The 26,560-nt window shown below is 64.4% G+C and carries 21 protein-coding genes; 19 read left to right on the forward strand and 2 right to left on the reverse strand.

The features are described 5' to 3' along the window. Positions 1–68 precede the first annotated feature (68 nt). Complete coding sequence (locus tag U5A65_RS37505) at positions 69–1,262, reverse strand: M20 aminoacylase family protein (protein ID WP_321949409.1); 1,194 nt, start codon at positions 1,260–1,262, stop codon at positions 69–71. 179 nt (positions 1,263–1,441) lie between these two features. On the opposite strand from U5A65_RS37505, the gene U5A65_RS37510 reads away from it, so the two are divergent. Next, positions 1,442–3,532 (forward strand): molybdopterin oxidoreductase family protein, encoded by a 2,091-nt coding sequence (locus tag U5A65_RS37510; RefSeq protein WP_321949410.1) that lies wholly within the window; start codon positions 1,442–1,444, stop codon positions 3,530–3,532. 148 nt (positions 3,533–3,680) lie between these two features. Continuing rightward, positions 3,681–5,354: a long-chain fatty acid--CoA ligase gene (locus tag U5A65_RS37515; protein WP_321939027.1), complete on the forward strand. Its 1,674-nt coding sequence runs from the start codon at positions 3,681–3,683 to the stop codon at positions 5,352–5,354. Between the two features lie 163 nt (positions 5,355–5,517). On the opposite strand, the gene U5A65_RS37520 is transcribed toward U5A65_RS37515, so the two are convergent. After that, positions 5,518–6,702 carry a porin gene (locus tag U5A65_RS37520; protein ID WP_321916797.1) on the reverse strand — a complete coding sequence of 395 codons (1,185 nt, stop codon included), beginning with the start codon at positions 6,700–6,702 and terminating at the stop codon, positions 5,518–5,520. Positions 6,703–7,011: 309 nt separating this feature from the next. Between U5A65_RS37520 and coq7 the strand changes: the two genes are divergently transcribed. The 17 genes from coq7 (at position 7,012) to U5A65_RS37605 (ending at position 26,415) form a co-directional block, all read left to right on the forward strand. Continuing rightward, positions 7,012–7,674, forward strand: coding sequence for a 2-polyprenyl-3-methyl-6-methoxy-1,4-benzoquinone monooxygenase (coq7, locus tag U5A65_RS37525; protein WP_321916796.1), 663 nt, complete (start codon positions 7,012–7,014; stop codon positions 7,672–7,674). 399 nt (positions 7,675–8,073) lie between these two features. After that, positions 8,074–8,502: a division/cell wall cluster transcriptional repressor MraZ gene (mraZ, locus tag U5A65_RS37530; protein ID WP_028207782.1), complete on the forward strand. Its 429-nt coding sequence runs from the start codon at positions 8,074–8,076 to the stop codon at positions 8,500–8,502. 16 nt (positions 8,503–8,518) lie between these two features. Next, the gene (gene rsmH / locus U5A65_RS37535; RefSeq protein WP_321916795.1) at positions 8,519–9,472 is read left to right on the forward strand and encodes a 16S rRNA (cytosine(1402)-N(4))-methyltransferase RsmH; all 954 of its coding nucleotides are present in this window, start codon (positions 8,519–8,521) and stop codon (positions 9,470–9,472) included. Then, on the forward strand, positions 9,469–9,825 hold the full coding sequence (gene ftsL, locus U5A65_RS37540) for a cell division protein FtsL (protein WP_158758689.1): 357 nt from the start codon (positions 9,469–9,471) through the stop codon (positions 9,823–9,825). The genes rsmH and ftsL overlap by 4 nt, the downstream gene beginning before the upstream one ends. Next, entirely contained in the window at positions 9,822–11,714 is a 1,893-nt protein-coding gene (locus U5A65_RS37545) for a penicillin-binding protein 2 (protein ID WP_321916792.1), read from the forward strand. The genes ftsL and U5A65_RS37545 overlap by 4 nt, the downstream gene beginning before the upstream one ends. After that, positions 11,711–13,261 (forward strand): UDP-N-acetylmuramoyl-L-alanyl-D-glutamate--2,6-diaminopimelate ligase, encoded by a 1,551-nt coding sequence (locus U5A65_RS37550; protein ID WP_321949411.1) that lies wholly within the window; start codon positions 11,711–11,713, stop codon positions 13,259–13,261. Before U5A65_RS37545 ends, U5A65_RS37550 begins: the two co-directional genes overlap by 4 nt. Next, on the forward strand, positions 13,258–14,670 hold the full coding sequence (locus U5A65_RS37555) for a UDP-N-acetylmuramoyl-tripeptide--D-alanyl-D-alanine ligase (RefSeq protein ID WP_321949412.1): 1,413 nt from the start codon (positions 13,258–13,260) through the stop codon (positions 14,668–14,670). Before U5A65_RS37550 ends, U5A65_RS37555 begins: the two co-directional genes overlap by 4 nt. A gap of 20 nt (positions 14,671–14,690) precedes the next feature. Further along, complete coding sequence (gene mraY / locus U5A65_RS37560) at positions 14,691–15,860, forward strand: phospho-N-acetylmuramoyl-pentapeptide-transferase (RefSeq protein ID WP_028207787.1); 1,170 nt, start codon at positions 14,691–14,693, stop codon at positions 15,858–15,860. Positions 15,861–15,888: 28 nt separating this feature from the next. After that, positions 15,889–17,406: a UDP-N-acetylmuramoyl-L-alanine--D-glutamate ligase gene (gene murD, locus U5A65_RS37565; protein ID WP_321916788.1), complete on the forward strand. Its 1,518-nt coding sequence runs from the start codon at positions 15,889–15,891 to the stop codon at positions 17,404–17,406. Then, positions 17,403–18,668: a putative lipid II flippase FtsW gene (gene ftsW / locus U5A65_RS37570; protein WP_233882959.1), complete on the forward strand. Its 1,266-nt coding sequence runs from the start codon at positions 17,403–17,405 to the stop codon at positions 18,666–18,668. The genes murD and ftsW overlap by 4 nt, the downstream gene beginning before the upstream one ends. A gap of 94 nt (positions 18,669–18,762) precedes the next feature. Next, complete coding sequence (murG, locus tag U5A65_RS37575) at positions 18,763–19,866, forward strand: undecaprenyldiphospho-muramoylpentapeptide beta-N-acetylglucosaminyltransferase (protein ID WP_321916786.1); 1,104 nt, start codon at positions 18,763–18,765, stop codon at positions 19,864–19,866. After that, positions 19,863–21,257 carry a UDP-N-acetylmuramate--L-alanine ligase gene (gene murC, locus U5A65_RS37580; protein WP_321916785.1) on the forward strand — a complete coding sequence of 465 codons (1,395 nt, stop codon included), beginning with the start codon at positions 19,863–19,865 and terminating at the stop codon, positions 21,255–21,257. Before murG ends, murC begins: the two co-directional genes overlap by 4 nt. A 5-nt stretch (positions 21,258–21,262) precedes the next feature. Next, positions 21,263–22,216 carry a D-alanine--D-alanine ligase gene (locus tag U5A65_RS37585; protein ID WP_321916783.1) on the forward strand — a complete coding sequence of 318 codons (954 nt, stop codon included), beginning with the start codon at positions 21,263–21,265 and terminating at the stop codon, positions 22,214–22,216. A 60-nt stretch (positions 22,217–22,276) separates the two neighbouring features. Then, the gene (locus U5A65_RS37590) at positions 22,277–23,032 is read left to right on the forward strand and encodes a cell division protein FtsQ/DivIB (RefSeq protein ID WP_321916781.1); all 756 of its coding nucleotides are present in this window, start codon (positions 22,277–22,279) and stop codon (positions 23,030–23,032) included. Between the two features lie 27 nt (positions 23,033–23,059). Beyond that, positions 23,060–24,292 carry a cell division protein FtsA gene (gene ftsA / locus U5A65_RS37595; RefSeq protein ID WP_042270315.1) on the forward strand — a complete coding sequence of 411 codons (1,233 nt, stop codon included), beginning with the start codon at positions 23,060–23,062 and terminating at the stop codon, positions 24,290–24,292. 139 nt (positions 24,293–24,431) lie between these two features. After that, positions 24,432–25,634 carry a cell division protein FtsZ gene (gene ftsZ / locus U5A65_RS37600; protein ID WP_321916780.1) on the forward strand — a complete coding sequence of 401 codons (1,203 nt, stop codon included), beginning with the start codon at positions 24,432–24,434 and terminating at the stop codon, positions 25,632–25,634. Between the two features lie 271 nt (positions 25,635–25,905). Then, complete coding sequence (locus U5A65_RS37605; RefSeq protein ID WP_321916778.1) at positions 25,906–26,415, forward strand: peroxiredoxin; 510 nt, start codon at positions 25,906–25,908, stop codon at positions 26,413–26,415. Positions 26,416–26,560 lie beyond the last annotated feature (145 nt).

A 26,560-nucleotide genomic window follows, 5' to 3' on the forward strand; every position in this document is an offset into this window, starting at 1 on the left:
GCGACACGCCAGGCGCCAGGCAGGAAAAAAGCCGTCCATTGGACGGCTTTTTTGCATTGGCGCCCGACTCACTGCTGAGCCAAAAACTTCGTCGCCAGGTGCACCCAAAACGACGATCCCACCGGCAGCAACTGATCGTTAAAGTCATAGCTCGCGTTGTGCAGCATGCAAGGGCCTGCACCATGGCCCGCATCCCGGTGACCACCTTCGCCGTTACCGAGAAACGCATAGCACCCGGGCTTCTCAAGCAGCATGAACGAGAAGTCCTCGGCGCCCATGGTTGGTTCGACGTTTGCGTCAACGTGGTCCGCGCCGACCACCTCCCGCATCACCTCCGCGGCAAACTGCGCCTCCGCGCTGCTGTTCACCGTCGGCGGATAATTGCGATGAAAAGCGACGTCGACCGAGCAGTCATACGCCTCAGCCGTGCTCTCGGCGATCTTGCGCAGCCGCGACTCGATCAGATCCAGCGTTTCCGTCGTGAAGGTACGCACCGTTCCCGCGATCCATGCCGTGTTCGGCACCACGTTGACCGCATCGCCGGCATGAATCTGCGTGATCGAGAGCACGGCCGTATCGAGCGGCTTCTTGTTGCGCGTGATGATGCTCTGCAACCCGTTCGCGATCTGCACCGCGGTGAAAACCGGATCCCGACCATTGTGCGGCAACGCGGCGTGCGAGCCTACGCCATTGATTTCAATGCGAAATTCGTTGCTAGAAGCCATAATCGGCCCTTCGGTCACACCGAAGTAGCCAGCCGGCATGCCGGGCCAGTTGTGAATACCGAAAACGGCGTCCACGGGAAATTGCTCGAAGAGGCCATCGTCGATCATGGCTTTCGCGCCAGCACCGCCTTCTTCAGCGGGCTGGAAAATGAAGACGATCGTGCCGTCGAACTGTCCGTGCCGCGCGAGATGTTGTGCTGCGCCAAGCAGCATCGCCGTGTGGCCGTCGTGGCCGCACGCGTGCATCTTGCCTTCGTTGCGCGAGCGATGATCGAACGTGTTGAGTTCCTGGATCGGCAAGGCGTCCATATCGGCGCGCAAACCGACCATGCGCTTGCCAGTGCCGCGCTTGAGCACACCGACAACGCCGGTCTTGCCCATGCCACGATGCACTTCAATGCCCCATTCTGTGAGTTTTGCCGCGACGAGGTCGGAGGTTTGAGTTTCTTCGTAGCGCAGTTCGGGGTGCGCGTGGATCGTTCGTCGGAGGCCCTGGATTTCGCCTTGGGCGGCCTGGATTTCCGGAATCAGTTTCATGGCGGACGGTGCTCGAAAAGTGGGCGCCCGGCCTTTGTCTCCAAATCAGGCCGGGTCTAGACAAACCATTCTACGCCGAACCTTTTTTTTCGCGCCAACCCCCTGGGTGCGGACAGGGTGCGCGCCCTGGACATAATAAAATTGCACCTACGACAGAACGCCTCACCCACGGATTTCCGATGAACGCCCCAGCCGAATTTGCCCGCGAATTTGCCCGTGCAGTTTGCCCGCACGATTGTCCCGATACCTGCGCAATGCGCGTGACCGTTGAAAATGGCCGGGCAATCAAAGTGAGCGGCGACCCGGATCATCCGCCCACCCAGGGCGTGCTGTGCACGAAAGTGACCCGCTATGCCGAGCGAGTCCATCACCCGAAGCGTTTGACTCAGCCGATGAAGCGGGTTGGACGCAAGGGGGAAGGGCGTTTCGAACCAATCAGCTGGGACGAGGCCACACGGATCGCCGCTGAACGCCTGGGCGAACTCGCGCAGCGCGCACCCGAAGCCATCCTGCCGTACAGCTATGCCGGTACGATGGGGCTCGTTCAGGGCGATAGCATCGCACAGCGCTTCTTTCACAGGCTTGGCGCGTCGCGTCTCGATCGCGCGATCTGCGCGGCGGCGGGCGCCGCCGGCCTGCGCTATACGTTTGGCTCGAGCCTCGGCATGCTCACGGAGTATTTCGCAGAAAGCGAGGTGATCCTGATCTGGGGCGCTAACCCGATCGCATCGAACCTGCACTTCTGGACTCGCGCGCAAGAAGCGAAACGCAACGGCGCGAAGCTGATCGCGATCGACCCGTATCGCTCGCTGACGGCCGAGAAATGCCACCAGCACATTGCGCTCAAGCCCGGTACAGACGGCGCGCTCGCGCTCGGCATGATGCACGTGCTGATCACCGAGGACCGGCTCGACCACGATTACATTGCGGCCCATACCCACGGCTTCGACGCGTTGAAGGCGCGTGCGCTCACCTACACGCCGGCGCGCGTCGCCGGGATCTGCGGCATCGAGGAGCAGGTCGTCGTCGATCTTGCGCGCCTCTATGCGTCGACGCGCAAGGCGGCAATCCGCATGAACTACGGCCTGCAACGCGTGCGCGGCGGTGGTAACGCCGTGCGTGCCATCGCCTGTCTGCCCGCGCTGACCGGCGCGTGGCGCGAGCGCGCGGGCGGCGTGCTGCTTTCGTCGTCGGGCTGGGCCCCCGTCGATACGAACGCCCTCCAGCGTCCCGATCTGATTCCGGGCTGGCCGCAGCATCAGCCGCGTATCATCAACATGAACCAGATCGGCGACGCGCTCACGCACGCAGGCGACGCCGCATTCGGGCCGAAGGTCGAAGCGATCGTCGTCTACAACTCGAATCCGGTTGCGGTTGCGCCCGAGTCGGCGAAGGTCGCCGCCGGCTTTGCGCGCGAGGACCTCTTTACCATCGTGCTCGAACAGTTCCAGACCGACACCGCCGATTACGCCGACCTGCTGCTGCCTGCCACGACCCAGCTTGAACATCTCGACGTTCACAAGTCCTACGGCCACACGCACATCATGGCGAACCTGCCTGCCATCGCGCCCGTTGGCGAGGCGCGGCCGAATACCGAGATTTTCCGTTCCATCGCGCGCACGATGGGCCTGACCGAGCCGGCGCTGTTCGAAAGCGACGAAGACGTGGCGACCCGCGCGTTCGACTGGAGCGATCCCGCGCTAGGCGGAGCCGACTGGGCCGCGCTCAAGCGCGAAGGCTGGCTCGAGCTGAACATTCCTGAAGCGCCGTTTGCGAACGGCGGTTTTCGCACGCCCACGGGCAAATGCGAGTTCCATAGCGAGGCGCTTGCGAAGGCCGGGCTCGATCCGCTGCCTGACTACCTGCCGCCGCACGAGTCGGCAGACGGCGCGCCCGAGCTTGCCGCGCGCTATCCGCTCGCGATGATCTCGCCGCCCGCGCGCAACTTTCTGAACAGCACCTTCGTGAACGTGGAGAGCCTGCGCGCGACCGAAGGCGAGCCGCACGTGGACCTCCATCCGGCCGACGCCGCCCGCCGCGAGATTGCCGACGGTGACGAGGTTCGCGTGTTCAACGACCGCGGCTCGATGCGCGCGCGGGCGCGTGTGACCGACCGGGCGCGCAGCGGCCTCGTGGTGGGCCTGTCGATCTGGTGGAAGAAGCTGGCGCCGGACGGCCGCAACGCCAACGAAGTGACGAGCCAGGCGCTCACCGACCTTGGCGGCTCGGCGACTTTCTACGATTGCCTCGTCGAGGTCGAGCGCATCTGAAAGCGCCTCATGGCATAGCTAACGGCCCCACAATGCCCGTTCGAGGGGCCTTTCTAACTCGCTGATTTGCTGACATAAAAGCTGGGTCGCCATGCTACGATCCAATTTTTTAGCACGACCATTCGAAAAATCAAGGAGGAGACGCTGCATGGAAAAAGTCTGGCTGAAATCGTACCCGCCCGGCGTTCCCGCTGAAATCGACGCGAGCCGTTACGCGTCCATCACGGCGCTGCTCGAAGAGAGCTTCAGCGAATTCCGTGCAAAGCCCGCCTTCGCATGCATGGGCAAGACGATCACCTACGGTGAGCTGGACCAACTCTCCCAGCGTCTGGCCGCATGGTTTCAGTCGCGCGGTATTGCACGTGGCGCGCGCATCGCGCTCATGATGCCCAACGTGCTGCAGTATCCGGTCGCGCTGGCTGCGGTACTACGCGCGGGCTATGTCGTCGTCAACGTGAACCCGCTCTACACGCCGCGCGAGCTCGAACACCAGTTGAAGGACAGCGGCGCAGAAGCGATCGTCGTCCTCGAGAACTTCGCCGGCACCGTGAGCGCGGTCATCGCCAATACGCGCGTGAAGCACGTACTGGTCGCGGCGATGGGCGATCTGCTTGGCGCGAAGGGCTTTGTCGTCAACTTCGTCGTGCGGCGCGTGAAGAAGATGGTGCCCGCCTGGAGTCTGCCCGGCCACGTGCGCTTTAACGACGCGCTCGCCGAAGGTGCACGCAAAGGCTTCAAGCGCGTCGAGCAGACGCCCGAGGACGTCGCCTTCCTTCAGTACACGGGCGGCACGACCGGTGTGGCCAAGGGCGCGACGCTGCTGCATAGCAACCTGATTGCCAACGTGCTGCAGTCGGCGGCATGGACCGAGCCCGCGCTTGCGAAACTGCCATCCGGTACGCAGCCGGTGACGGTCGCGGCGCTGCCGCTTTATCACGTGTTCGCGCTGACCGTTTGCGGGCTGCTGACGCTGCGCACCGGCGGTCTCGCGATCCTGATTCCGAATCCGCGTGACATTGGCGGCATGATCAAGGAACTGCACGGCTACTCGATCACGTGTTTTCCTGCGGTCAACACGCTCTACAACGCGATGCTCAACCATCCGGATTTCGCCAATCTGGACTTCACGCACCTGCTCGTTGCAAACGGTGGCGGCATGGCCGTGCAGGAAGCCGTGGCCAAGCGCTGGTACGAGCGCACGCATACGCCGATCGTCGAAGGCTATGGGCTCTCGGAAACCTCGCCCAGCGTGACCTGCAATCCGGTCACGGCAACGGAATACACCGGCACGATCGGCTTGCCTTTGCCTTCCACTGAAATCTCGATTCGTGACGACGCCGGCAATGAACTGCCGATTGGCGAAGCCGGTGAGATCTGCATCCGCGGGCCGCAGGTGATGGCGGGCTACTGGCAGCGTCCGGAAGAAACGGCGAAAGTCATGACGCCCGACGGCTACTTCAAGTCGGGCGACGTCGGCCTCATTAACGCGCGGGGCTACATCAAGCTCGTCGACCGCAAGAAGGACATGATTCTGGTCTCGGGCTTCAATGTCTACCCGAACGAAGTCGAGGATGTCGTGGCGAAGCTGCCGGGCGTGTTCGAAGTGGCGGCGGTGGGTGTACCCGACCAGAACTCGGGCGAAGCGGTGAAGCTCTATATCGTCAAGAAGGACCCCGCACTCACCGACAAGGACGTGTTCGACTACTGCAAGACTCAGCTCACCGGCTACAAGCGGCCGAAGATCATCGAGTTCCGCAACGATCTGCCCAAGAGCAACGTCGGCAAGATCCTGCGCCGCGAGTTGCGCGACGGTCGCGCCTGAACGCGAAAGAACGAAGCGAAAGGCTAGCGAGCTACAAGCGAAACCGGCCTGCCCATCGAGGGCAGGCCGGTTTTTTTTGCCCTGCGCACCGTCGCGAAGCAAGGCGTGCGCAAAAGAAAAAAGGCGCCCGGAGGCGCCTTCGAGACTACAACGAATGTTCTTATTAGAACTTGTGACGGATACCGACGCGAGCCGTGAACACGTTGTTCGTGCTCGACGGCGTCAGACCGTTGATCGAGGCAACAGCCGAGTTGCCCGTCGAGTCGGTGCCCGTAGCATGCTGGTACACGCCGATCAGGTAGACGTCCGTACGCTTCGACAGGAAGTAGTCCGTACCCAGTGCGTACTGGAAGTACTTCGCACCGCCGTCGCTCGAGCCGTTCGCACGCGTGACGCTGCTGCCGTCCGTGTAGTCGAACGCGAAGCCTGCCAGCAGGGCCGGCGTGAACTGGTACTTGATGTTCGCTTCGACGTTGTTGAAGTTGGCATTCGTGCCGCGCTCGAAGAGCGACGTGGACGTCGCGCCGAGGTTGCGGAAGCTGACGTTCGAGTACGTGACGCCGAACGTTGCTGCGCCGAACGTGTACGCACCGCCTGCACCGATAACCTGGTACGTGTTGGCCGAAGCGAAGCCGCCGTAGACCGGGTTGCCCGTAGCCGTCAGCGCTGCCGAAGCGCCAGCCGAGCCGCCGTTGTTGAACAGGCCGCCCGTCGCGTTCGGCGTGCGTGCGTTCAGGTAACCAACGCCGAGGACGAGGGGACCGTTGTTATAGCCAGCGCCCAACGACCAGATCTGGTTCGCCGTGAAGTTGCCTGCCTGGCCACCGAAGCTGTACGTGCCGCCGAACGTCAGGCCAGCGTAGTTCACGCTCGTGAACTTGACCGTGTTGTTCGTACGGTAAGCGTTGTTGAAGTTGTCCAGATCCTGCGGGTGAGCAGCGATGTAGCCGCCCCACTGGTCGCCGGCTTCCAGCGGACCGACGTAGTCGACGACGGAGTCGTACTGGCGACCCAGCGTGACCGTGCCGAACTGCGAGCTCGACAGGCCGACATACGCTTGACGACCGAACATCAGGCCGCCCTGACCGAGCTTGCCGGTGTTCACGTCGAAACCGTTTTCGAGCACGAAGACTGCCTTCAGGCCGCCGCCGAGGTCTTCAGCGCCGCGCAGGCCGAAACGGCTGCCTTGCATCACGCCGCTCGACAGGTTGTACAGGTGCTTGCCACCCGAGTTCGTGTTGATGTTGAAACCTTCGTCGATGATACCGTACAGCGTGACGCTGCTCTGAGCGTGAGCAACGCCCGCGAACGCGCCCAGCGCAGCCAGCGCGAGAAGCGACTTCTTCATTGAATGATCTCCAGTGTTTGCGAATCTTTTGCGTCTTGTAACGGAACCGGTTTTTTATCGTGCGTGGGTCCCGTCCTTCTAACTTCGCGAGAAGTTGCCACGTAATGTAACAAAAGGGTTAATAGTCACAAAGGAAAAGCCAGGCCACCGCTAAGTACCTGTTTCGTTTACACAACATGGTCTAGAATACGCGGCTATCTATCGGCGCTGCCCCGGATTGACGGATCTCCGTGAGTTTGTGTAGTGGTGGGAGGGCAGTCCGGGCGCGCGGGAAATTCCGGCTCGCCGAAGAAACAAATGGGAGGCTGGATGCTGCTAGACGACTTGATTACCGAATTCGACCGGGGCCTGCGCTCCCTCACCGGCGTGTCGCGCATGACGCGTCCGATGCCGCAGCCTTCCCCCGTTACCATCGAAGTGACGCCCGAGGGCGAAGCCGCGCCGGCCGGCAGCGAACTCACGGCCGCCGAGCGCACGCATGCCGCCGGCCTCATGCGCGTGAATCACGTGGGTGAAGTGTGTGCCCAGGCGCTGTATCAGGCGCAAAAAATCTCGGCGCGCTCGCCCTCGCTCAAGGCTGCCTTCGAGCAGGCCGCGCGCGAAGAAGAGGATCATCTTGCGTGGACCTCTCGCCGTCTGCAGGCGCTCGACTCGCGTCCGAGCCTGCTCAATCCGCTTTGGTACGCTGGCGCGCTCGCGATCGGCTTTGCCGCCGGCCGCCTCGGCGACAAGGTGAGCCTCGGCTTCATGGCCGAAACCGAGCGCCAGGTCGAGCATCATCTCGACAGCCATCTCGACAGCCTCCCGCCGGCCGATCTCGAGTCGCGTGCGGTCGTCGAGCAGATGCGTGCCGACGAAATCGCGCACGCGAAATCGGCCGCCGATCTGGGCGGAGTCGAATTGCCGTTGCCAGTGCGTTCGCTCATGCGTGTAGCATCGAAAGTCATGACGCGCACGGCCTATTACATCTGATTAGACGACTTGGGCCGGCAATCGCTGTCGGCCCAAACCCGTATTAATCTTTCAGAGCTTTCAGCCCCCCGGTTTTAATCCCCGCAAGCCCCCGCTCGATCCCGCCATAGGCCGTTTATCGCCGCGCTTTTCACGTATCACCTTCAGAACCTGCGTTAGCTCATTCATTCATAACGGTTTTTGGCTTTTGTCGCGACTTCAACAAGTGCCGCTAAGTCCTTGTTCTAGCGGATAAATTTCGTCAAAAAACGTCCGGTCTCCCTTGACCCTCGTTGGGCGTTCCTCTAAAGTGGGAGACAGTGTGAGAAAGTGTATTTTTGTGTGATTTCAGGCGCGTATTCAGGTAGATTTTCCGAGATTTAGGCGGGCGGCGAAAAGCGCCGCATTAGGGGGAGCAAATTGTTCCAGGGGGCGTCGGCGCTGACACTCGATGCGAAAGGACGGATGTCTATTCCGTCCCGCTATCGGGAAGCGCTGCAACAACAGGCAGAAGGACGGGTGACGATCACCAAGCACCCGGACGGCTGCCTGTTGCTATTTCCGCGCCCCGAATGGGAAGTGTTTCGCTCGAAAGTCGCCGCCTTGCCGATGGACGCGCACTGGTGGCGCCGCATTTTTCTCGGCAATGCGTCCGACGTCGATGTCGACAGTGCGGGCCGCGTACTCGTCTCACCTGAATTGCGTCTGGCGGCAGGAATGGAAAAGGAAGTCATGCTGCTCGGCATGGGTAGTCATTTTGAGTTGTGGGATGCGCAGACCTACGCCGCCAAGGAACAGGCGGCGATGGCTCAGGGCATGCCCGACGCCCTGAAAAATTTCACGTTCTGATCGCGGTTAAAAAGCTATGGCATCTGCGATGGGACAGGGACTGCAGCATCGCACGGTGCTGCTAGACGAAGCGGTCAACGCGCTGATCACGCGCGCGGACGGCGTTTATGTGGACGGCACATTCGGCCGCGGCGGGCACAGTCGCGCGATCCTCGCTCGCCTCGGAGAGGCGGGACGGTTGATCGCGTTCGACAAGGACCCGCTGGCAATTGCCACGGCGCAAACCGTTGGCGACGCGCGGTTTTCGATCGTGCATGAGAGTTTTGCTTCGCTGCGCGACGAGCTCGCGTCGCGCGGGGTAGGGCGTGTGTCGGGAGTGTTGCTGGACCTTGGCGTGTCGTCGCCGCAGTTCGACGATCCGCAGCGCGGTTTCAGTTTCCGCGCAGATGGCCCGCTCGACATGCGGATGGACCCGACGCGCGGCGAGTCCGCCGCTGACTGGCTCGCTCGGGCCACGGTGCAGGAACTGACGGAGGTAATTCGGGATTATGGGGAAGAACGGTTTGCTTTTCAGATTGCAAAGGCGCTTGTTGCTCGCCGGGCAGAGTCCGACCGTCTCGGGCCTCTCGACAGCACGGGCGAGCTTGCCCAAATCGTGGCTAACGTCGTCAAAACCCGTGAGAAGGGTAAGGACCCGGCAACCCGCACCTTTCAAGCTATACGGATTCACGTCAATCAAGAGCTTGCGGAGCTGCAGGTCGTTCTAGAAGCAGCACTGTCGTTGCTGGAACAGGGGGGGCGGCTGGTGGTCATCAGCTTTCATTCGCTCGAAGACCGGATCGTCAAGCGGTTCATGCAGGCGCATTCGACTGCGCCGGCGGTGGACCGCCGCTTGCCGATCCGCGCCGTCGACCTGCCGAGCCCGCCGCTCAAGCTGCTCGGCCGCGTGTTCGCGAGCGACGAGGAAGTCGCCGCGAACCCGCGCGCCCGCTCGGCCGTGATGCGCACCGCGGAGCGCGTCACGCCATGAATCGTCTGAACATCTTCCTGCTGATCGTCGTCATGGGGTGCGCGCTTTCCGTCGTGAACGCCACCAATCAGCAGCGCCAGATCTTCATCCAGTTGCAACGCGCGCAGTCGCAGGAGCATCAGCTTCAGCAGGACTACGCACAGCTTCAATATCAGCAAAGCGCGCTGTCGAGAACGTCGCGCATCGAACAGATCGCCACTGACTCGCTCAAGATGCAGCCTGTCACGACCGGACGCACGCAATATCTGACGCTCGCGCCCGGCAGCGCCAGTGCCGTCGACGCGCCCGTGCCGACCTCGGCGCCCGCGCAGGGCGCCGCGCCCACGCCTGCCCGCCGCGGAGGCACGCGATGAAAAAGGATAATCGCCGCAAGAGCGTCGCCTTCAGCGCCAACCCCATTCTCTCCGTGCGCCTGCCGATGTGGCGCTCGAAGCTCGTCGTGTTCCTGCTGTTCATGGCGTTCGTCGCGCTTGCCGCGCGCGCGTTCTGGATTCAGGGCCCGGGCAACGCGTTTTATCAGAAGCAGGGCGAAAGCCGCTACCAGCGCACGATCGAGCTGCCGGCCACGCGCGGCAAGATTCTCGACCGCAACGGGCTCGTGCTCGCTACGAGCTTGCCCGTGCGCGCAATCTGGGCGATTCCCGAAGCCGTGCCCGACGATCTCGGTGCCGACAAGCTCAACCAGCTCGGCACGCTGCTCGGCATGAACACGAAAGAGCTGCGCGCGAAGCTCTCCGAAGACAAGACGTTCGTCTATGTAAAGCGTCAGGTGCCGCTCGATGTCGCGCAGCAAGTGACGGCGCTCGACATTCCCGGCGTGTATCAGCGCAACGAGTACAAGCGCTTCTATCCGGAAGGCGACGTCACCGCGCACTTGATCGGCTTCACCAACGTCGAGGACGAAGGCCAGGAAGGCGTCGAGCTGTCCGACCAGAAGGTGCTCGCGGGCGTGCCGGGCATTCGCCACGTCATTAAGGACCGCATGGGTCACATCATCGAGGACGTCGACGAAACGGTCGTGCCCCACGATGGCAAGGACGTCGAACTGTCGATCGACAGCAAGATCCAGTACATCGCCTATTCGAACCTGAAGGCCGCCGTCGAGAAGTTCAAGGCCAAGGCCGGCGCGGCGGTGGTGGTGGACGTGCGCACGGGCGAAGTGCTCGCGCTCGTGAATTATCCGACCTACAACCCGAACGACCGCTCGCACCTTACGGGCGAGCAGTTGCGCAACCGCATTCTCACCGACGTGTTCGAGCCGGGCTCGATCATGAAGCCGTTTACGGTGTCGCTCGCGCTCGATCTGCACCGCGTCTCGCCGAGTACACTGGTGGATACGGGCCCGGGCCACTTCACGCTAGACGGCGCGACCATCACCGACGACGCGGCGTTCGGCGTCCTCACGGTCGGTGGCGTGATCCAGAAGTCGAGCAATATCGGCGCGACGAAGATCGCGATGACGCTCAAGCCCGAAGAAATGTGGGACATGTACACCAGCATCGGTCTCGGTCAGGCGCCGAAGGTCGGGTTCCCCGGCGCGGCGGCGGGCCGTCTGCGTCCGTGGAAAAGCTGGCGCCGCATCGAGCAGGCGACGATGTCCTACGGCTACGGCCTCTCCGTTTCGCTGTTCCAGCTCGCGCGCGCGTACACGGCGATCGCGCATGACGGCCAGATTCTGCCGGTCACGATCTTCCGCCACGCTGGCGACACGCAACCCGTGCAGGGCACCCAGGTCTTTGCGCCGACCACGGCGCGTGAAGTGCGCACGATGCTGGAGAGCGTGGTGTCGAAAGACGGCACCTCGCCCGACGCCGCCGTGCCCGGCTACCGCGTGGGCGGCAAGTCCGGTACGGCGTACAAGCATGGTCCGCACGGCTACGATCATTCGAAGTACCGCGCGTCGTTCGTCGGCATGGCGCCGATGCCGAATCCGCGCATCGTCGTGGCCGTCACGGTCGACGAACCGACTGCTGGCAGCCACTTCGGCGGCGCGGTGTCGGGCCCGGTGTTCTCGGGCATCGTCGGCGATACGCTGCGCTCGCTCAACGTGCCGCCGGATATGCCGGTGAAGCAGCTCGTCGTCGAAGACAATAGCGCCGCCGCTTCGGCCCCGGCCGTTGCGAACGCGCCGGCTGCGCCAGTGAAGCGCGTGGCGAACGCACCTGCAAACAAAAGCACCGCAGCTGCGCATCACATGACCGTCGCGGACAACGCGAAAAATCGACCCGGAGTCGTCCGATGAGCGCCACGCGCAACCAGCATCCCGCGCAACGGCAGATCGCGGACGCGCTCGCATGGCTGCGCGCGCACGTCGCGCCCGCAGCCGGCCTGCACGCCGACACGCGCTCGCTCAAGCCGGGCGACGTGTTTCTCGCTTACGCCGTCGAGGGCGCGGACAATCGCCCGCACATCGAAGGCGCCATCGAGCGTGGCGCCTCAGCCGTGCTGTATCAGCCGGAAGGCTATACGGGCGACAAGCTTGACGCGTCGATCGCGCTCGCGGTGCCGCAACTCGACGCGCTCGCAGGGGAAATCGCCAGCGGCTGGTACGGCGACCCGAGCGATGCGATGGTCGTGGTCGGCGTGACGGGCACGAACGGCAAGACGTCGTGCAGCCAGTGGATCGCCTCGGCGTTCACGGCCATCGGCCAGAAGTGCGCGATCGTCGGCACGCTCGGCACGGGTTTTCCGGGCCAGCTCGTGCACACGGGCTTCACCACGCCCGATGCGCCGCAACTGCAGCGCAGTCTCGCGCAATTGCGTGGCGAAGGTGCACAGGTTATTGCGATGGAAGTATCCTCGCACGCGCTGCATCAGGGCCGCGTCAACGGCACCTCGTTCGACATCGCCGTTTTCACGAATCTCACGCAAGACCATCTCGATTATCACCACACGTTCGAGGCCTATGAAGCCGCGAAGGCACGCCTGTTCGCGTGGCCGGGCCTGCGTGCGGCGATCATCAACGCCGACGATGCAGCGGGCCGCCGCCTGATCGCCGCGACGCGCGGCAAGGCGCGCACGATCGCCTATGGCGTGGCGACGCCCGCCGCCGACGCACCCGTTGCCGATGCCTGGCTGCGCGCGAACGATGTGCGGGCGACCGCCACGGGCACCGCGTTCCATCTGGAGACGTCGGACTGGGGTGAGGCGCAAGTCGAGGTGCATGTTCTCGGCCTCTTCAACGTGAGCAATCTGCTCGGCGTGCTCGGGGCGCTGCTTGCGGCGAATGTGCCGCTCGTCGCGGCGCTCAACGAGATCGCGAAGCTGCAACCGGTGAACGGCCGCATGGAGCGCCTTGGCGGCCGCGCCGACCACGACGAGCCGCTCGTCGTGATCGACTACGCGCATACGCCGGACGCGCTCGAAAAAACGCTCGAAGCGCTGCGCCCGATGGCTGCCGCGCGCGGCGGCCAGCTCATCTGCATGTTCGGCTGCGGCGGCGATCGCGACGCGACCAAGCGCCCGCTCATGGGCGCGATTGCGGAGCGCCTCGCCGAACAGGTCGTCGTGACGAGCGATAACCCGCGCAGCGAATCGCCCGCCGCGATCATCGACCAGATCGCGCAAGGCATGCGCGAGAGCGCGAAGGCGCGCCGCATCGAGGACCGCGCCAGCGCGATCCTGCAAGCGGTGCGTGGCGCGGCACGAGAAGACGTCGTCTTGCTGGCCGGCAAGGGCCACGAGGCGACCCAGGAAATCATGGGCAAGAAGCGCGCGTTCTCCGATCAGGACCACGCGCGGCTTGCACTCGCCGCCCGTGCCACGCACGGGCGCGGAGGTGGTGAATGACGATGCTTTCCCTGCGCGAAGCCGCGGCGTTGATTCCCGGCGCGAGCGTGCTCGGCGACGAGAACGCGACGTTCGAGCGCATTTCGACCGACAGCCGCACCACGGGCCCCGGCGATCTCTTCGTCGCGCTCAAGGGCGACCGCTTCGACGCGCACGACTTTCTCGGCGAAGTGGCGAACCGTCACGTGAGCGCTGCGCTCGTTTCACGCAGCCCCGGCGACTGGCGTATTCCCGCGCTGCGCGTGGACGACACGCGCAAGGCGCTCGGCGCGCTCGCGCTCGGCTGGCGCCGCCGCTTCTCGATGCCGCTCGTCGCCGTGACGGGCAGCAACGGCAAGACGACGGTCAAGGAAATGATCGCGTCGATCTTCGCGGCCGCCGTTGGTGAAAATTTGCGACTTGCGACTACCGGAAACCTCAATAACGACATCGGCGTGCCGTTAACGTTGCTGCGTTTGAGCGGCGCTCATCGGCTGGCCGTCGTCGAACTCGGCATGAATCACCCGGGCGAGACTGAGTTGCTCGCGAAGTTCGCCGAGCCGACGGTCGCGGTGGTGAACAACGCGCAGCGCGAGCATCAGGAATTCATGGCAACGGTGGAAGCCGTCGCACTCGAGCATGCGAGCGTGATCCATGCGCTCAAGCCCACGGGCGTCGCAGTGTTTCCCGCTGACGATGCTTACGCGAGCATCTGGCGCGTGGCGGCAACGGGGTCGCGCATTCTCGACTTCGCGCTGCATACGCAGACGAGCGCGGTCGAAGCGGCCGTCACCGGCAAGCTGGGTGGCAACCGTCTCGCGATCTCGACGCCGGAAGGTCATCTCGACGTGGCGTTGAAGGTGCTGGGCGCGCACAACGCGCACAACGCGCTCGCGGCCACGGCGGCGGCGATTGCGTCGGGCGTATCGCTCGAAGCGATTGGCCGCGGGCTGGAAGCGTTCGAGCCGGTGAAGGGCCGCCTGCAGGTGAAGCGTGCGGCGCTCGGCGAGTTGGCAGGTGCGACGGTGATCGACGACACCTACAACGCGAATCCCGATTCGGTGCGTGCGGCGATCGACGTGCTCGCTTCGAGCGTGTCGCCGCGCGTGCTCGTGCTGGGCGACATGGGCGAAGTCGGCGACGACGGTCCCGCGTTTCACCGCGAGGTGGGCGCTTACGCGAAGGAGCGCGGCATCGACGCGCTCTACACGCTCGGCGCCGCAGCGCGTGACAGCGCTGCGGCGTTCGGCGCGCAGGCGCTGCATTCGGCGGACGTGGGCGAACTCGTGCGCTCGCTGGCGGGCGGTGGTTACGGCGCTGGCGCAACGATTCTCGTGAAAGGCTCGCGCTTCATGCAGATGGAGCGCGTGGTGGCGGCTTTGACGAATCCGCAAAACCCTGCGCCGGACGCCAAGTCCGGTGCGCACTGAAATACTAAGGAATACAAGGCATGCTACTGGCGCTGGCGCAATGGCTGCAGAATGACGCAAGCTTCTTGCGCGTGTTCAGTTATCTGACGTTCCGTGCGGTGATGGCCACCATCACCGCGATGGCGATCGGGCTTTTCCTCGGCCCCTGGGTGATCCGCAAGCTCACCGCAATGAAGGTCGGCCAGGCCGTGCGTACGGACGGCCCGCAAACTCACCTCGTGAAGTCCGGCACGCCCACCATGGGCGGCGTGCTCATTCTGCTGGGCATCGCGGTTTCGACCTTGCTGTGGGGCGACCTCACGAACCGTTTCATCTGGATCGTGATGCTCGTCACGTTCGGCTTCGGCGCGATCGGTTGGGTCGACGACTATCGCAAGGTCGTCTACAAGGACCCGCGCGGCATGTCTTCGCGCGAAAAGTACTTCTGGCAGTCGGTGATCGGTTTGTTCGCCGCGGTGTACCTCGCGTTCAGCGTGTCCGAAGCGAGCAACGTGCGCGTGTTCGATCTCTTCATGGCGTGGGTGCGCAGCGGCCTGTCGATGGGGCTTCCCGCGCGCGCCGACCTGCTGCTGCCGTTCCTCAAGTCGATCAGCTATCCGCTCGGCGTGTGGGGCTTCATCGCGCTCACGTATTTCGTGATCGTCGGCGCGAGCAACGCCGTGAACCTCACCGACGGCCTCGACGGTCTCGTCATCATGCCCGTCGTCCTGGTCGGTGCGTCGCTCGGCGTGTTCGCGTATGTGATGGGCAGCTCGGTCTATTCGAAGTATCTGCTGTTTCCGCACATTGCCGGCGCGGGCGAACTGCTCATCTTCTGTTCGGCGATGGGCGGGGCAGGGCTCGCGTTCCTCTGGTTCAACACATATCCGGCGCAGGTGTTCATGGGCGACGTGGGCGCGCTCGCGCTCGGCGGCGCGCTCGGAACCATTGCGGTGATCGTGCGTCAGGAGATCGTGCTCTTCATCATGGGCGGCATCTTCGTCGCGGAGACGCTCTCCGTGATGCTCCAGGTCACCTGGTTCAAGTACACGAAAAAGCGTTACGGCGAAGGGCGCCGCATCTTCAAGATGGCGCCGCTGCATCACCATTTCGAGCTGTCTGGCTGGAAAGAGACGCAGGTTGTCGTGCGTTTCTGGGTCATCACGCTGATGCTCTGTCTGATCGGTCTGTCCACGCTCAAGCTGCGTTGAGCCTTTAAACAAGCAAGGGAAGCAAGCGATGTTTGGCGAGAAGTTTCGGGATCGGCAAAAGCCGATGGTGCTCGTGCTGGGACTCGGGGAATCGGGTCTCGCGATGGCGCGCTGGTGCGCGCGGCATGGTTGCCGCCTGCGCATTGCCGACACGCGCGAAGCGCCGCCGAACTTGCCGGAACTCGCCGCGCGCGGCATCGACGCCGATTTCACGGGCGGTCCGTTCACGCCCACGCTGCTCGACGGCGTAGAACTCGTGGCGATCAGCCCGGGTCTCTCGCCGCTCGCCGAAGATCTCGTGCCGCTGATCGCGGCGGCGCGCGAGCGCGGCATCGAAGTGTGGGGCGAACTCGAACTCTTCGCGCAGGCGCTGCGTCATCTCGGCGAGAGCGGCTACGCACCGAAGGTGCTGGCGATCACAGGTACGAACGGCAAGACCACCACGACGAGCCTCACCGGCATGCTCTGCGAGCGTGCGGGCAAGCGCGTGGCGGTGGCAGGCAACATCAGCCCGGCCATGCTCGACAAGCTCGCCGAAGCCATCGACAACACCGCGCTGCCCGACGTCTGGGTGCTCGAGCTGTCGAGCTTCCAGCTGGAGACGGCGCATACGTTCGAGCCGGACGCCGCAGCGGTCCTCAACATCACGCAGGACCACCTCGACTGGCACGGCGGGCTCGACGCCTACGCAGCCGCGAAGGGCCGCATCTTCGGGCCGCGTACGACGCGTGTGCTGAACCGCGACGACGCGCGCGTCATGTCGCTCGCGAGCGTGAAGGCGAGTGGCGACGCGAAGGTCGTGACCTTCGGCCTGAACGAGCCCGAGAGCGACGGCGACCTGGGTCTGCTGCGCGAGAACGGCATGCAGTGGCTCGTGCAGGCTCACGATCTCGACCCGGCTGACGTGCCTCTGTCCCCGCGTCGCCGCAAGCAGCAGGAAGCGGCGCCGGTGAATCTCGGCATGAAGCGTCTCATGCCCGCCGACGCTCTGCGCATTCGCGGCCTGCACAACGCGGCGAACGCGCTCGCGGCGTTTGCGCTCACGCGCGCGATCGACCTGGCGCCCGCGCCGCTGCTCCATGGCTTGCGCGAGTATCGCGGCGAGCCGCACCGCGTGGAGCTGATCGCGTCGATCGACGGCATCGACTACGTGGACGACAGCAAGGGCACGAACGTGGGCGCGACGGTTGCGGCGCTCGACGGCCTCGCGCAGCGCGCGGTGCTGATCGCCGGCGGCGACGGCAAGGGCCAGGATTTCGGTCCGCTCGCGGCGCCGGTTGCGCGCTGGTGCCGCGCCGTGATGCTGATCGGCCGCGACGCGCCGAAGATCCGCGCGGCGCTCGAAGAAACGGGCATCGCGATGAGCGACCACGCGACACTCGAAGAAGCCACGCGCGCGGCCACGGCGCTTGCGCAACCCGGCGACGTCGTGTTGCTCTCGCCAGCGTGCGCAAGCTTCGACATGTTCAAGGGCTACGCCCATCGCGCGGCTGTGTTCCATGACACGGTGGAAGAAATCGCCGCAGAACGGGGGACGATGATATGAGCTGGTCCGAGCGATTCGGTGCGCGCCTCTCGCGCGAAGGCGGCCAGGCCGGCGGTTCGTCGGGCGGCGGCGCGCGTTCGGGCGGCCTTGCGAGCGTCGTCAACGGCGTGCGTCCCGGCCGCTCGCGCATGCTCGACTACGATCACTCGCTGCTTTGGGCCGTGATCGCGCTGCTCGGCCTTGGCGTCGTGATGGTCTACTCGGCCTCGATCGCCATGCCCGATTCGCCCAAGTACGCCTCGTACCGCGACTGGGCGTTTCTCGTGCGCCACATCGTTTCGCTCGCGATCGCCACGGTCGCGGCGCTCATCGCGTTCCGCATTCCCGTTTCCACATGGGACCGCTACGCGCCGAAGCTCTTTCTCATCGCGCTCGCCATGCTGGTGGTCGTGCTGATTCCGCACATCGGCAAGGGCGTCAATGGCGCGCGGCGCTGGATTCCGCTCGGCGTCACGAATATGCAGCCGTCGGAAATCATGAAGCTCGCCGTGACGATCTACGCGGCGAACTACACGGTGCGCAAGCAGGAGTACATGCATAGCTTCGCGAAGGGCTTCTTGCCTATGGCATTTGCCGTGGGCGTGGTCGGCGCGCTGCTGCTGCTCGAGCCCGACATGGGTGCGTTCATGGTGATCGCTGCGATTGCCATGGGCGTGCTGTTCCTCGGCGGCGTGAACGGCAAGCTGTTCGGCGGCCTTGTGGCCACGGCGGTGGGCACCTTCACGCTGCTCGTGTGGGCGTCGCCGTGGCGCCGCGAGCGGATCTTCGCGTACCTCGATCCGTGGGACGACCGCTACGCGCAGGGCAAGGCGTACCAGCTCACGCACTCGCTGATCGCGTTCGGCCGCGGCGAATGGTTCGGCGTGGGTCTCGGCGGCAGCGTCGAGAAGCTCAACTATCTGCCGGAAGCGCACACCGACTTCATTCTCGCCGTGATCGGCGAGGAACTCGGCTTTGTCGGCGTGCTCGTCGTGATCCTGCTGTTCTACTGGATCGTGCGCCGCGCGTTCGAGATCGGCCGCCAGGCGCTCGCGCTCGACCGCACGTTCGCGGGCCTCGTCGCCAAAGGTCTTGGCGTGTGGTTCGGCGCGCAAGCCTTCATCAATATGGGCGTGAATCTGGGACTGTTGCCGACCAAGGGGCTGACGCTGCCGCTCGTGAGCTACGGTGGCTCGGGCATCTTGCTGAACTGTGTCGCAGTGGCGCTGCTGCTGCGTGTCGATTATGAAAATCGTGTGCTGATGCGTGGGGGGAAGGTATGACCCCCATGCAACAGCGCACGATTTCGGCGAAGGCGCGCAGCGCCGCAGCCAAAACGTATTTTTCGTCATTCATGTTGATGCGTGGAGGAAAAGTATGACCGCAGCAACGCGCACGCTCATGGTGATGGCCGGCGGCACCGGGGGACACGTGTTCCCGGGGCTCGCCGTCGCGCATCGCATGGAGCAGTGGGGCTGGCGCGTGGTGTGGCTCGGCAATCCCGCAGGCATGGAAGCGACGCTCGTGCCCAAGCACGGTATTACGATGGAATATGTGCGCTTTGGCGGCGTGCGCGGCAAGGGCATCAAGACCAAGCTGATGTTGCCGCTGAACCTGCTGCGCGCGTGCATGCAAAGCCTCGCGGCGTTGCGCCGCGTGAAGCCCGATGTCGTGCTCGGCATGGGCGGCTACATCACGTTCCCGGCCGGCGTGATGAGCGCGCTTTCGGGCCGTCCGCTCGTGCTGCATGAACAGAATTCGATTGCCGGTCTCGCGAACAAGGTGCTCGCGAAGCTGGCCAAGCGTGTGCTCGTGGCGTTTCCGGGCGCGCTCCCGAACGCCGAGTGGACGGGCAACCCGATTCGCGAGGCACTTGAACACGTCGACGCCCCGGCGGCGCGCTATGCGGCGCGCAGCGGTCCGCTGCGCGTGCTCGTGGTGGGCGGCAGTCTCGGCGCCACGGCGCTCAACGAAGTGGTGCCGCGCGCACTGTCGCTGCTCGCGCCTGAAGAGCGCCCGCACATCGTGCATCAGGCGGGCGCGAAGCACATCGACGCCTTGCGTCAAAACTATCTCGACGCCGGACTCGAACTGAATGACACGGTGCAGCTCGTGCCGTTCATCGACGACATGGCGAGCGCGTACCGGAACGCGGACCTCGTGGTCTGCCGTTCGGGCGCAATGACGGTGGCCGAGATCGCGGCCGTGGGCGTGGCGGCATGCTTCGTGCCGTTCCCCTACGCCGTGGACGACCACCAGACCACCAACGCCGCGTTCCTTGCCGACAAGGACGCAGCGCTCGTGGTGCAACAGCGCGACCTGACGGCGGAAGGACTCGCCGACTGGTTGCGGCATCAGACCAGAATATCGCTGGCGGAAATGGCCGGGCGCGCCCGCGCGCTCGCGAAACCCGACGCCGCCGATCAGGTCGCGCGCATCTGCGCGGCCGTGGCGGGCGTAAGTGCGGGAGGAAAGCAATGAAACACATCGTCAAACATATCCATTTCGTCGGCATCGGCGGCGCGGGCATGAGCGGCATCGCCGAAGTGCTCGTCAATCTCGGCTATCAGGTAAGCGGCTCGGACCTCGCGAAGAACGCGGTCACCGATCGACTCGCCGCGCTCGGCGCGCGCATCGCGATCGGCCATGCCGAAGAGAACATCGAAGGCGCCAATGCCGTGGTCGTTTCGACCGCGGTGCGCAGCGACAACCCCGAAGTGCTCGCGGCGCGCCATCGCCGCATTCCCATCGTGCCGCGCGCCGTGATGCTTGCGGAACTGATGCGCCTGAAGCAGGGCATCGCGATTGCGGGCACCCACGGCAAGACCACCACGACTTCGCTCGTGGCGAGCGTGCTGGCGGCGGGCGGGCTCGACCCGACCTTCGTGATCGGCGGGCGGCTCATCAGCGCGGGCGCGAACGCGCGTCTCGGCACGGGCGACTTCATCGTGGCGGAAGCCGATGAATCCGATGCGTCGTTCCTGAACCTCTTCCCGGTGATCGAAGTCATTACGAACATCGACGCCGATCACATGGACACCTACGGGCACGACTTCGCGCGCCTGAAGCAGGCGTTCATCGAATTCACGCACCGCCTGCCGTTCTATGGCATTGCCGTGCTGTGCGTGGACGATCCGAACGTGAAGGAGATTCTGCCGTTCGTCTCGAAGCCGATCATCCGTTACGGCTTCGCGTCCGACGCGCAGGTACGCGCGGTGAACGTTGTCGCGCGCGACGGCAAGATGTACTTCACGGTGATGCGCGAAGACGCGCCGTCGCTCGACATCGTGCTGAACCTGCCGGGCACGCATAACGTGCAGAACGCGCTGGCCGCGATTGCGATCGCGACCGAGCTCGAAGTGAAGGACGCCGACATTCAACGCGCGCTCGCGGAATTCAACGGCGTGGGCCGTCGTTTTCAGCGCTATGGCGAGATCCCCGTCAACGGCGGCGGCGCCTGGACGTTGATCGACGACTATGGCCATCACCCGGTGGAAATGGCGGCGACCATAGCAGCGGCGCGCGGCGCGTTTCCCGACCGGCGTCTCGTGCTGGCGTTCCAGCCGCACCGCTATACGCGCACGCGCGACTGTTTCGAAGACTTCGTGCGCGTGCTCTCGACCGTCGACGCGCTCGTGCTGACCGATGTCTATGCGGCCGGCGAAGCGCCGATCGTCGCAGCGGATGGCCGCGCGCTCGCACGCGCGATTCGTGTGGCGGGCAAGGTCGAGCCGGTATTCGTCGAGACCGTGGATGAAGTGCCGGAGGCGCTCGCGGCAGTCGTGCGCGACGGCGACGTGGTGATTACGATGGGCGCGGGTTCGATCGGCGGTGTGCCGGGCCGGATCGCAGCTCAGGAACAGAAGGCGTGAGTGACATGAGCAGTATCGATCCCAATTTCGATCCGAAGCAATTTGGCAAGGTAGCCGTGCTGTTCGGCGGCGTGTCCGCCGAGCGCGAGGTGTCGCTCAAGTCGGGCACGCTGGTGCTGCAGGCGCTGCAGAGCGCCGGCATCGACGCGCATCCGTTCGATCCGTCCGTGCGTCCGCTTTCGGCGTTGAAAGAAGAAGGCTTCGTGCGCGCGTTCAACGCGCTGCATGGCGGCTATGGCGAGAACGGGCAGATCCAGGGCGCGCTCGACTTCTACGGCATCCGCTATACGGGCACGGGCGTGCTCGGCTCGGCGCTCGGGCTCGACAAGTTCCGCAGCAAGCTCGTGTGGCAGCAGCTCGGCATTCCCACGCCGCCTTTCGAAGCGGTGCTGCGCGGCGACGACTACGCAGCGCGCGCGCCGCAGATCGTCGCGAAGCTCGGCCTGCCGCTCTTCGTGAAGCCCGCGAGCGAAGGCTCGAGCGTGGCCGTGATCAAGGTGAAGGCCGAAGCCGAACTCGTGCCGGCGCTCGAAGAAGCCGCGAAGTTCGACAAGATCGTGCTGGTGGAAAAGAGCATCGAAGGCGGTGGCGAGTACACCGCGTGCATCGCGGGCGACCTCGATCTGCCGATCATCAAGATCGTGCCGGCGGGCGAGTTCTACGACTACGACGCGAAGTACATCCTCGACACGACGCAGTATCTGATTCCCTGTGGCGTTGCGCCCGAGAAGGAAGCGGAACTGAAGAAGCTCGCGCGCCGCGCGTTCGACGTGCTCGGCTGCACCGACTGGGGCCGCGCCGATTTCATGATGGACGGCGCAGGCAACGCGTATTTCCTCGAAGTGAACACGGCGCCCGGCATGACCGATCACTCGCTGCCGCCGAAGGCCGCGCGCTCGGTGGGCATCGAATATCGCGACCTCGTGGTGCGCGTGCTTGCGCTGACGCTGAAAGATTGAACCCCTAAATAATCGCTGACCGACGAATTGCCGAACCCGTATTAACCCGACAATCTCGAAATGTGGAATAACGTACGCCAGCTCAACCTTGCCGCCAACGCGTTGCACGCGCTGCTTGCGCTCGCGCTTCTGGCGGCTGGCTGCTACTGGCTCGTGCAGCGACCGAACTTCGCGCTGCGAGAGATCCGCATCGAGGGCGACACCGAGCACATCAATTCGCCCACCGTGCGCGCAAGCGTCGTTGGCCGGCTGAAGGGCAACTTTTTCACAGTCGATCTCGATGCGGCGCGCGCCGCGTTCGAACAGATGCCGTGGGTGCGCCACGCGAGCGTGCGCCGCGTGTGGCCCAACGCGCTGGCTGTCACGCTCGAGGAGTACAAACCGCTGGGCACGTGGGGCAGCGATCAGCTCGTGAGCACAGACGGTGAGCTGTTCACGGCGAACCAGGGCGAGCTCGACGAAGAACTGCCCGCGTTCGATGGCCCCGACGGTACCGCGCCCGAAGTGGTCGCGCGCTACCGGGATCTCGAGAAGTGGTTCGCGCCAATCGGGCTCACGCCCGATGAGGTGACGCTCTCGGCGCGCTACGCGTGGACGGTGAAGCTCTCGAACGGCATGCAGCTGGAGCTGGGCCGCGAGCGCAACGCCGACACATTGAGCGAGCGTTCGCACCGCCTCATCGCGGCATGGACGGCAGTCACGCAACGTTGGGGCAAAGAGATCGAATACGCGGACTTGCGTTATCCGAATGGGTTTGCGATAAGAGCGGCCGGCATGCGCTTCATCAGTGACACGCCCGCTCCGGGCAAGAAGTAACAAGACATCACACGCAACGAGCACGATATGAGTAAAGACTATAAGGATCTGCTGGTCAGCCTCGACATCGGGACGTCGAAGGTGGTGGCCGTCGTCGCCGAACTAAAGGGCGAAGGCCACTACGAAGTGATCGGTCTCGGCCAGAGCGAATCGAAAGGTCTCAAGAAGGGCGTGGTGGTGAACATCGAGGCCACTGTGCAGTCTATCCAGCGAGCGCTCGAAGAAGCGGAACTCATGGCCGACTGCAAGATCACTAACGTATTCACCGGCATTGCGGGCAGCCACATTCGCAGCTTCAACTCGAGCGGCATGGTCGCCATCAAGGAGAAGGAAGTCACGCAGGCCGATGTCGCGCGCGTGATCGAAACGGCGAAGGCGATCAACATCCCGACCGATCAGCAGGTGCTGCATATCCTCACGCAGGAATTCATCATCGACGGCCAGGAAGATGTGCGCGAGCCGATCGGCATGAGCGGCATCCGTCTGGAAGTGAAGGTGCATATCGTGACGGGCGCGGTGAGCGCGGCGCAGAACATCGTGAAGTGCGTGCGTCGCTGCGGGCTTGAAGTGAACGACCTCATTCTGCAGCCGCTCGCGTCGTCGCTGGCGGTGCTGACCGAGGACGAGAAGGAACTGGGCGTGGTGCTCGTCGATGTCGGCGGCGGCACGACCGACATCGCGATCTTCAGCGAAGGTGCGATTCGCCACACCGCGGTGATCCCGATCGCGGGCGACCAGGTGACGAGCGACATCGCCATGGCGCTGCGCACGCCCACGCCCGACGCGGAAGACATCAAGGTGAGCTACGGCATCGCGAAGCAGGCGCTCGCCGATCCGGACGAGATGATCGAAGTGCCGGGTCTTGGCGAGCGCGGTCCGCGCACGCTGTCGCGCCAGGCGCTCGCCGCCGTGATCGAGCCGCGCGTGGAAGAGCTGTTTTCGCTCGTGCAGCAGGTGGTGCGCGAGTCGGGCTACGAAGAACTGCTGAGCTCGGGCGTCGTGCTCACGGGCGGCGCCGCGATGATGCCGGGCATGGTGGAGCTTGGCGAAGACATTTTCCTGAAGCCGGTGCGCATTGGCGTGCCGGAATACGCGGGCGGTCTGGCCGACGTAGTGCGCAATCCGCGCTACTCGACGGCAATGGGCTTGCTCGTCGAAGGCCGCTCGCAGCGCATGCGCGGGCGCAAGGTTGCAGTGCAGTCGGGGTCGATGGGCCAGGTCTTCTCACGCATGAAGGACTGGTTCCTCGGCAACTTCTAAAAGCAGGCGCAGGTCAGAAGGCGAAGTACAAGCTTCGAAAAATCGCGCTGGTGACGGCGGCTAGCGCGCAGTGGAAGGTTGCCCGATCTTCCACTGGATAACGGCCGAGGAGCGGAATCTTTTTCTTGACGGAGGCAACATGGAATTCCAGATGCTGGAAACGGAAACCAACGGCACCATCATCAAGGTGGTAGGCGTTGGTGGTGCTGGCGGCAATGCCGTGCAGCACATGATCAACCGCGGCGTGCAAGGCGTCGATTTCATCGTGATGAACACGGACGCACAGGCGCTCTCGCGCTCGCGTGCATCGGCCGTGATTCAGCTCGGCAACACGGGCCTCGGCGCCGGTGCGAAGCCGGAGATGGGTCGCGCGGCCGCTGAAGAAGCCCGTGAGCGCATCGCCGACGCACTGCGCGGCGCACACATGGTCTTCATCACTGCCGGCATGGGCGGTGGCACCGGCACGGGCGCAGCCCCGGTCGTCGCTCAAATCGCCAAGGAAATGGGCATTCTCACCGTTGGCGTGGTGAGCAAGCCGTTCGAGTTCGAAGGCGGCAAGCGTATGCGCGTGGCGGAAGCCGGCTCGCAGCAACTGGAGGATCACGTCGACTCGCTGATCGTCGTCCTGAACGACAAGCTGTTCGACGTGATGGGCGATGACGCCGAGATGGACAAGTGCTTCCAGTGCGCGGACGACGTTCTGAACAACGCAGTTGCCGGTATCGCCGAAATCATCAACGTCGACGGTCTCGTGAACGTCGACTTTGAAGACGTGAAGACGGTGATGGGCGAGCAAGGCAAGGCGATGATGGGCACGGCGACGGTGGCCGGCGTCGATCGCGCACGCCTCGCGGCGGAACAGGCCGTGGCGAGCCCGCTGCTCGAAGGCGTCGATCTGTCGGGCGCGCGCGGCGTGCTGGTCAACATCACGTCGAGCCGTTCGCTGCGTCTGTCGGAAACTCGCGAAGTGATGAACACCATCAAGAGCTACGCGGCAGAAGACGCAACGGTGATCTTCGGTGCGGTGTACGACGACGCGATGGGCGACGCGCTGCGCGTGACGGTGGTGGCAACGGGCCTTGGCCGCGCTGCGAAGAAGCAGCAAGCCGCGCCGATGCAACTGCTGCGCACGGGCACGGACAATCAGCCGATCCCGGCTGCGGCAGGTGCGTACGCACCGCAGCACAGCGGCCACGGCAACACGGCCGACTACGGCGCGCTCGACACGCCGGCTGTGTGGCGCACGTCGCGCGACACCGCGGCTTCGCACGTGCAGGCGCTGCAGGAAAAGGGCGTCGACACGTACGATATCCCGGCGTTCCTGCGCAAGCAGGCGGACTGACGCGAGCCAATCTGACTGCGGCAGGGCACGCGTTGCCCTCGCCCGCAGACAGATAGTGCGCGGCGGTGCAATGAAGGCGAGCAAGACCAGCAAGGCCGCATCCGCGAGGATGCGCGGCAGGGACGGTTGCCCGCCACGCGTTGAGCGTGGGGGACAGGCGCGGTGTCGCCGGGCGAACCTGTGTAACCTTGGAGTACATCGTTGCCCAACATTGCAATCTGTAAGCGCATGAGGCTTGAACAAGCTTGAACATCGTTGCGAAGGACGAGTCATGATCAAACAGGGTGAAACGCTGCCCGAAGCGACCCTCTTCGAGTTCGTCGAAGACGCACGCGAGGGTTGCACGCTGGGGCCTAACAGCTTCGACGTGCGAAAGGAAGCGGCGGGCAAGCGCGTGGTGATCTTCGGATTGCCTGGCGCATTCACGCCTACGTGCTCTGCGAAGCACGTGCCGGGTTACGTCGAACACTTTGACGCGCTGCGCGCGGCCGGTGTCGACGAGATCTGGTGCGTGTCCGTCAACGACGCGTTCGTCATGGGCGCGTGGGGACGCGATCAGCGTACCTCGGGCAAGGTACGCATGATGGCCGACGGCAGCGCAGCGTTGACTCGTGCACTCGGACTGGAGCAGGATTTGTCGGCGCGTGGCATGGGAATCCGCTCCCAGCGCTATGCGATGGTGGTCGACGACGGCGTGGTCAAGACGCTGCACCTCGAAGCACCCGGCAAGTTCGAAGTGAGCGATGCTGCGAGCATACTTGTCACGTTGACCCGCCCATGAGCGCGTTTGCGGGCGCTGCGTTGCCCTGATGCAACGCGCACCTGCGGCGCAAATGTGACAGGCGGTTACGTGAGCCCAGCGGGCCGATCACCCCGGGAACGCCTCCGTTCCGGGCATCGGCCCGCGGTCCATCCCTGGTGGGTAA

Origin of the sequence: Paraburkholderia sp. J10-1 (assembly GCF_905220165.1) — a bacterium.
Taxonomy (GTDB): Bacteria; Pseudomonadota; Gammaproteobacteria; order Burkholderiales; family Burkholderiaceae; genus Paraburkholderia.

What these genes read in the sequence shown, in the direction of transcription:
- coq7 (WP_321916796.1), top strand. Translation starts at nt 7,012, where the DNA reads ATGCTGCTAGACGACTTGATTACCGAATTCGACCGGGGCCTGCGCTCC.
- ftsW (WP_233882959.1), top strand. Translation starts at nt 17,403, where the DNA reads ATGAGCTGGTCCGAGCGATTCGGTGCGCGCCTCTCGCGCGAAGGCGGC.
- ftsA (WP_042270315.1), top strand. Translation starts at nt 23,060, where the DNA reads ATGAGTAAAGACTATAAGGATCTGCTGGTCAGCCTCGACATCGGGACG.
- U5A65_RS37510 (WP_321949410.1), top strand. Translation starts at nt 1,442, where the DNA reads ATGAACGCCCCAGCCGAATTTGCCCGCGAATTTGCCCGTGCAGTTTGC.
- ftsZ (WP_321916780.1), top strand. Translation starts at nt 24,432, where the DNA reads ATGGAATTCCAGATGCTGGAAACGGAAACCAACGGCACCATCATCAAG.
- murC (WP_321916785.1), top strand. Translation starts at nt 19,863, where the DNA reads ATGAAACACATCGTCAAACATATCCATTTCGTCGGCATCGGCGGCGCG.
- murD (WP_321916788.1), top strand. Translation starts at nt 15,889, where the DNA reads ATGTTTGGCGAGAAGTTTCGGGATCGGCAAAAGCCGATGGTGCTCGTG.
- ftsL (WP_158758689.1), top strand. Translation starts at nt 9,469, where the DNA reads ATGAATCGTCTGAACATCTTCCTGCTGATCGTCGTCATGGGGTGCGCG.
- U5A65_RS37590 (WP_321916781.1), top strand. Translation starts at nt 22,277, where the DNA reads ATGTGGAATAACGTACGCCAGCTCAACCTTGCCGCCAACGCGTTGCAC.
- U5A65_RS37605 (WP_321916778.1), top strand. Translation starts at nt 25,906, where the DNA reads ATGATCAAACAGGGTGAAACGCTGCCCGAAGCGACCCTCTTCGAGTTC.
- U5A65_RS37515 (WP_321939027.1), top strand. Translation starts at nt 3,681, where the DNA reads ATGGAAAAAGTCTGGCTGAAATCGTACCCGCCCGGCGTTCCCGCTGAA.
- mraY (WP_028207787.1), top strand. Translation starts at nt 14,691, where the DNA reads ATGCTACTGGCGCTGGCGCAATGGCTGCAGAATGACGCAAGCTTCTTG.
- U5A65_RS37545 (WP_321916792.1), top strand. Translation starts at nt 9,822, where the DNA reads ATGAAAAAGGATAATCGCCGCAAGAGCGTCGCCTTCAGCGCCAACCCC.
- murG (WP_321916786.1), top strand. Translation starts at nt 18,763, where the DNA reads ATGACCGCAGCAACGCGCACGCTCATGGTGATGGCCGGCGGCACCGGG.
- U5A65_RS37555 (WP_321949412.1), top strand. Translation starts at nt 13,258, where the DNA reads ATGACGATGCTTTCCCTGCGCGAAGCCGCGGCGTTGATTCCCGGCGCG.
- U5A65_RS37520 (WP_321916797.1), bottom strand. Translation starts at nt 6,702, where the DNA reads ATGAAGAAGTCGCTTCTCGCGCTGGCTGCGCTGGGCGCGTTCGCGGGC.
- U5A65_RS37505 (WP_321949409.1), bottom strand. Translation starts at nt 1,262, where the DNA reads ATGAAACTGATTCCGGAAATCCAGGCCGCCCAAGGCGAAATCCAGGGC.
- rsmH (WP_321916795.1), top strand. Translation starts at nt 8,519, where the DNA reads ATGGCATCTGCGATGGGACAGGGACTGCAGCATCGCACGGTGCTGCTA.
- U5A65_RS37550 (WP_321949411.1), top strand. Translation starts at nt 11,711, where the DNA reads ATGAGCGCCACGCGCAACCAGCATCCCGCGCAACGGCAGATCGCGGAC.
- U5A65_RS37585 (WP_321916783.1), top strand. Translation starts at nt 21,263, where the DNA reads ATGAGCAGTATCGATCCCAATTTCGATCCGAAGCAATTTGGCAAGGTA.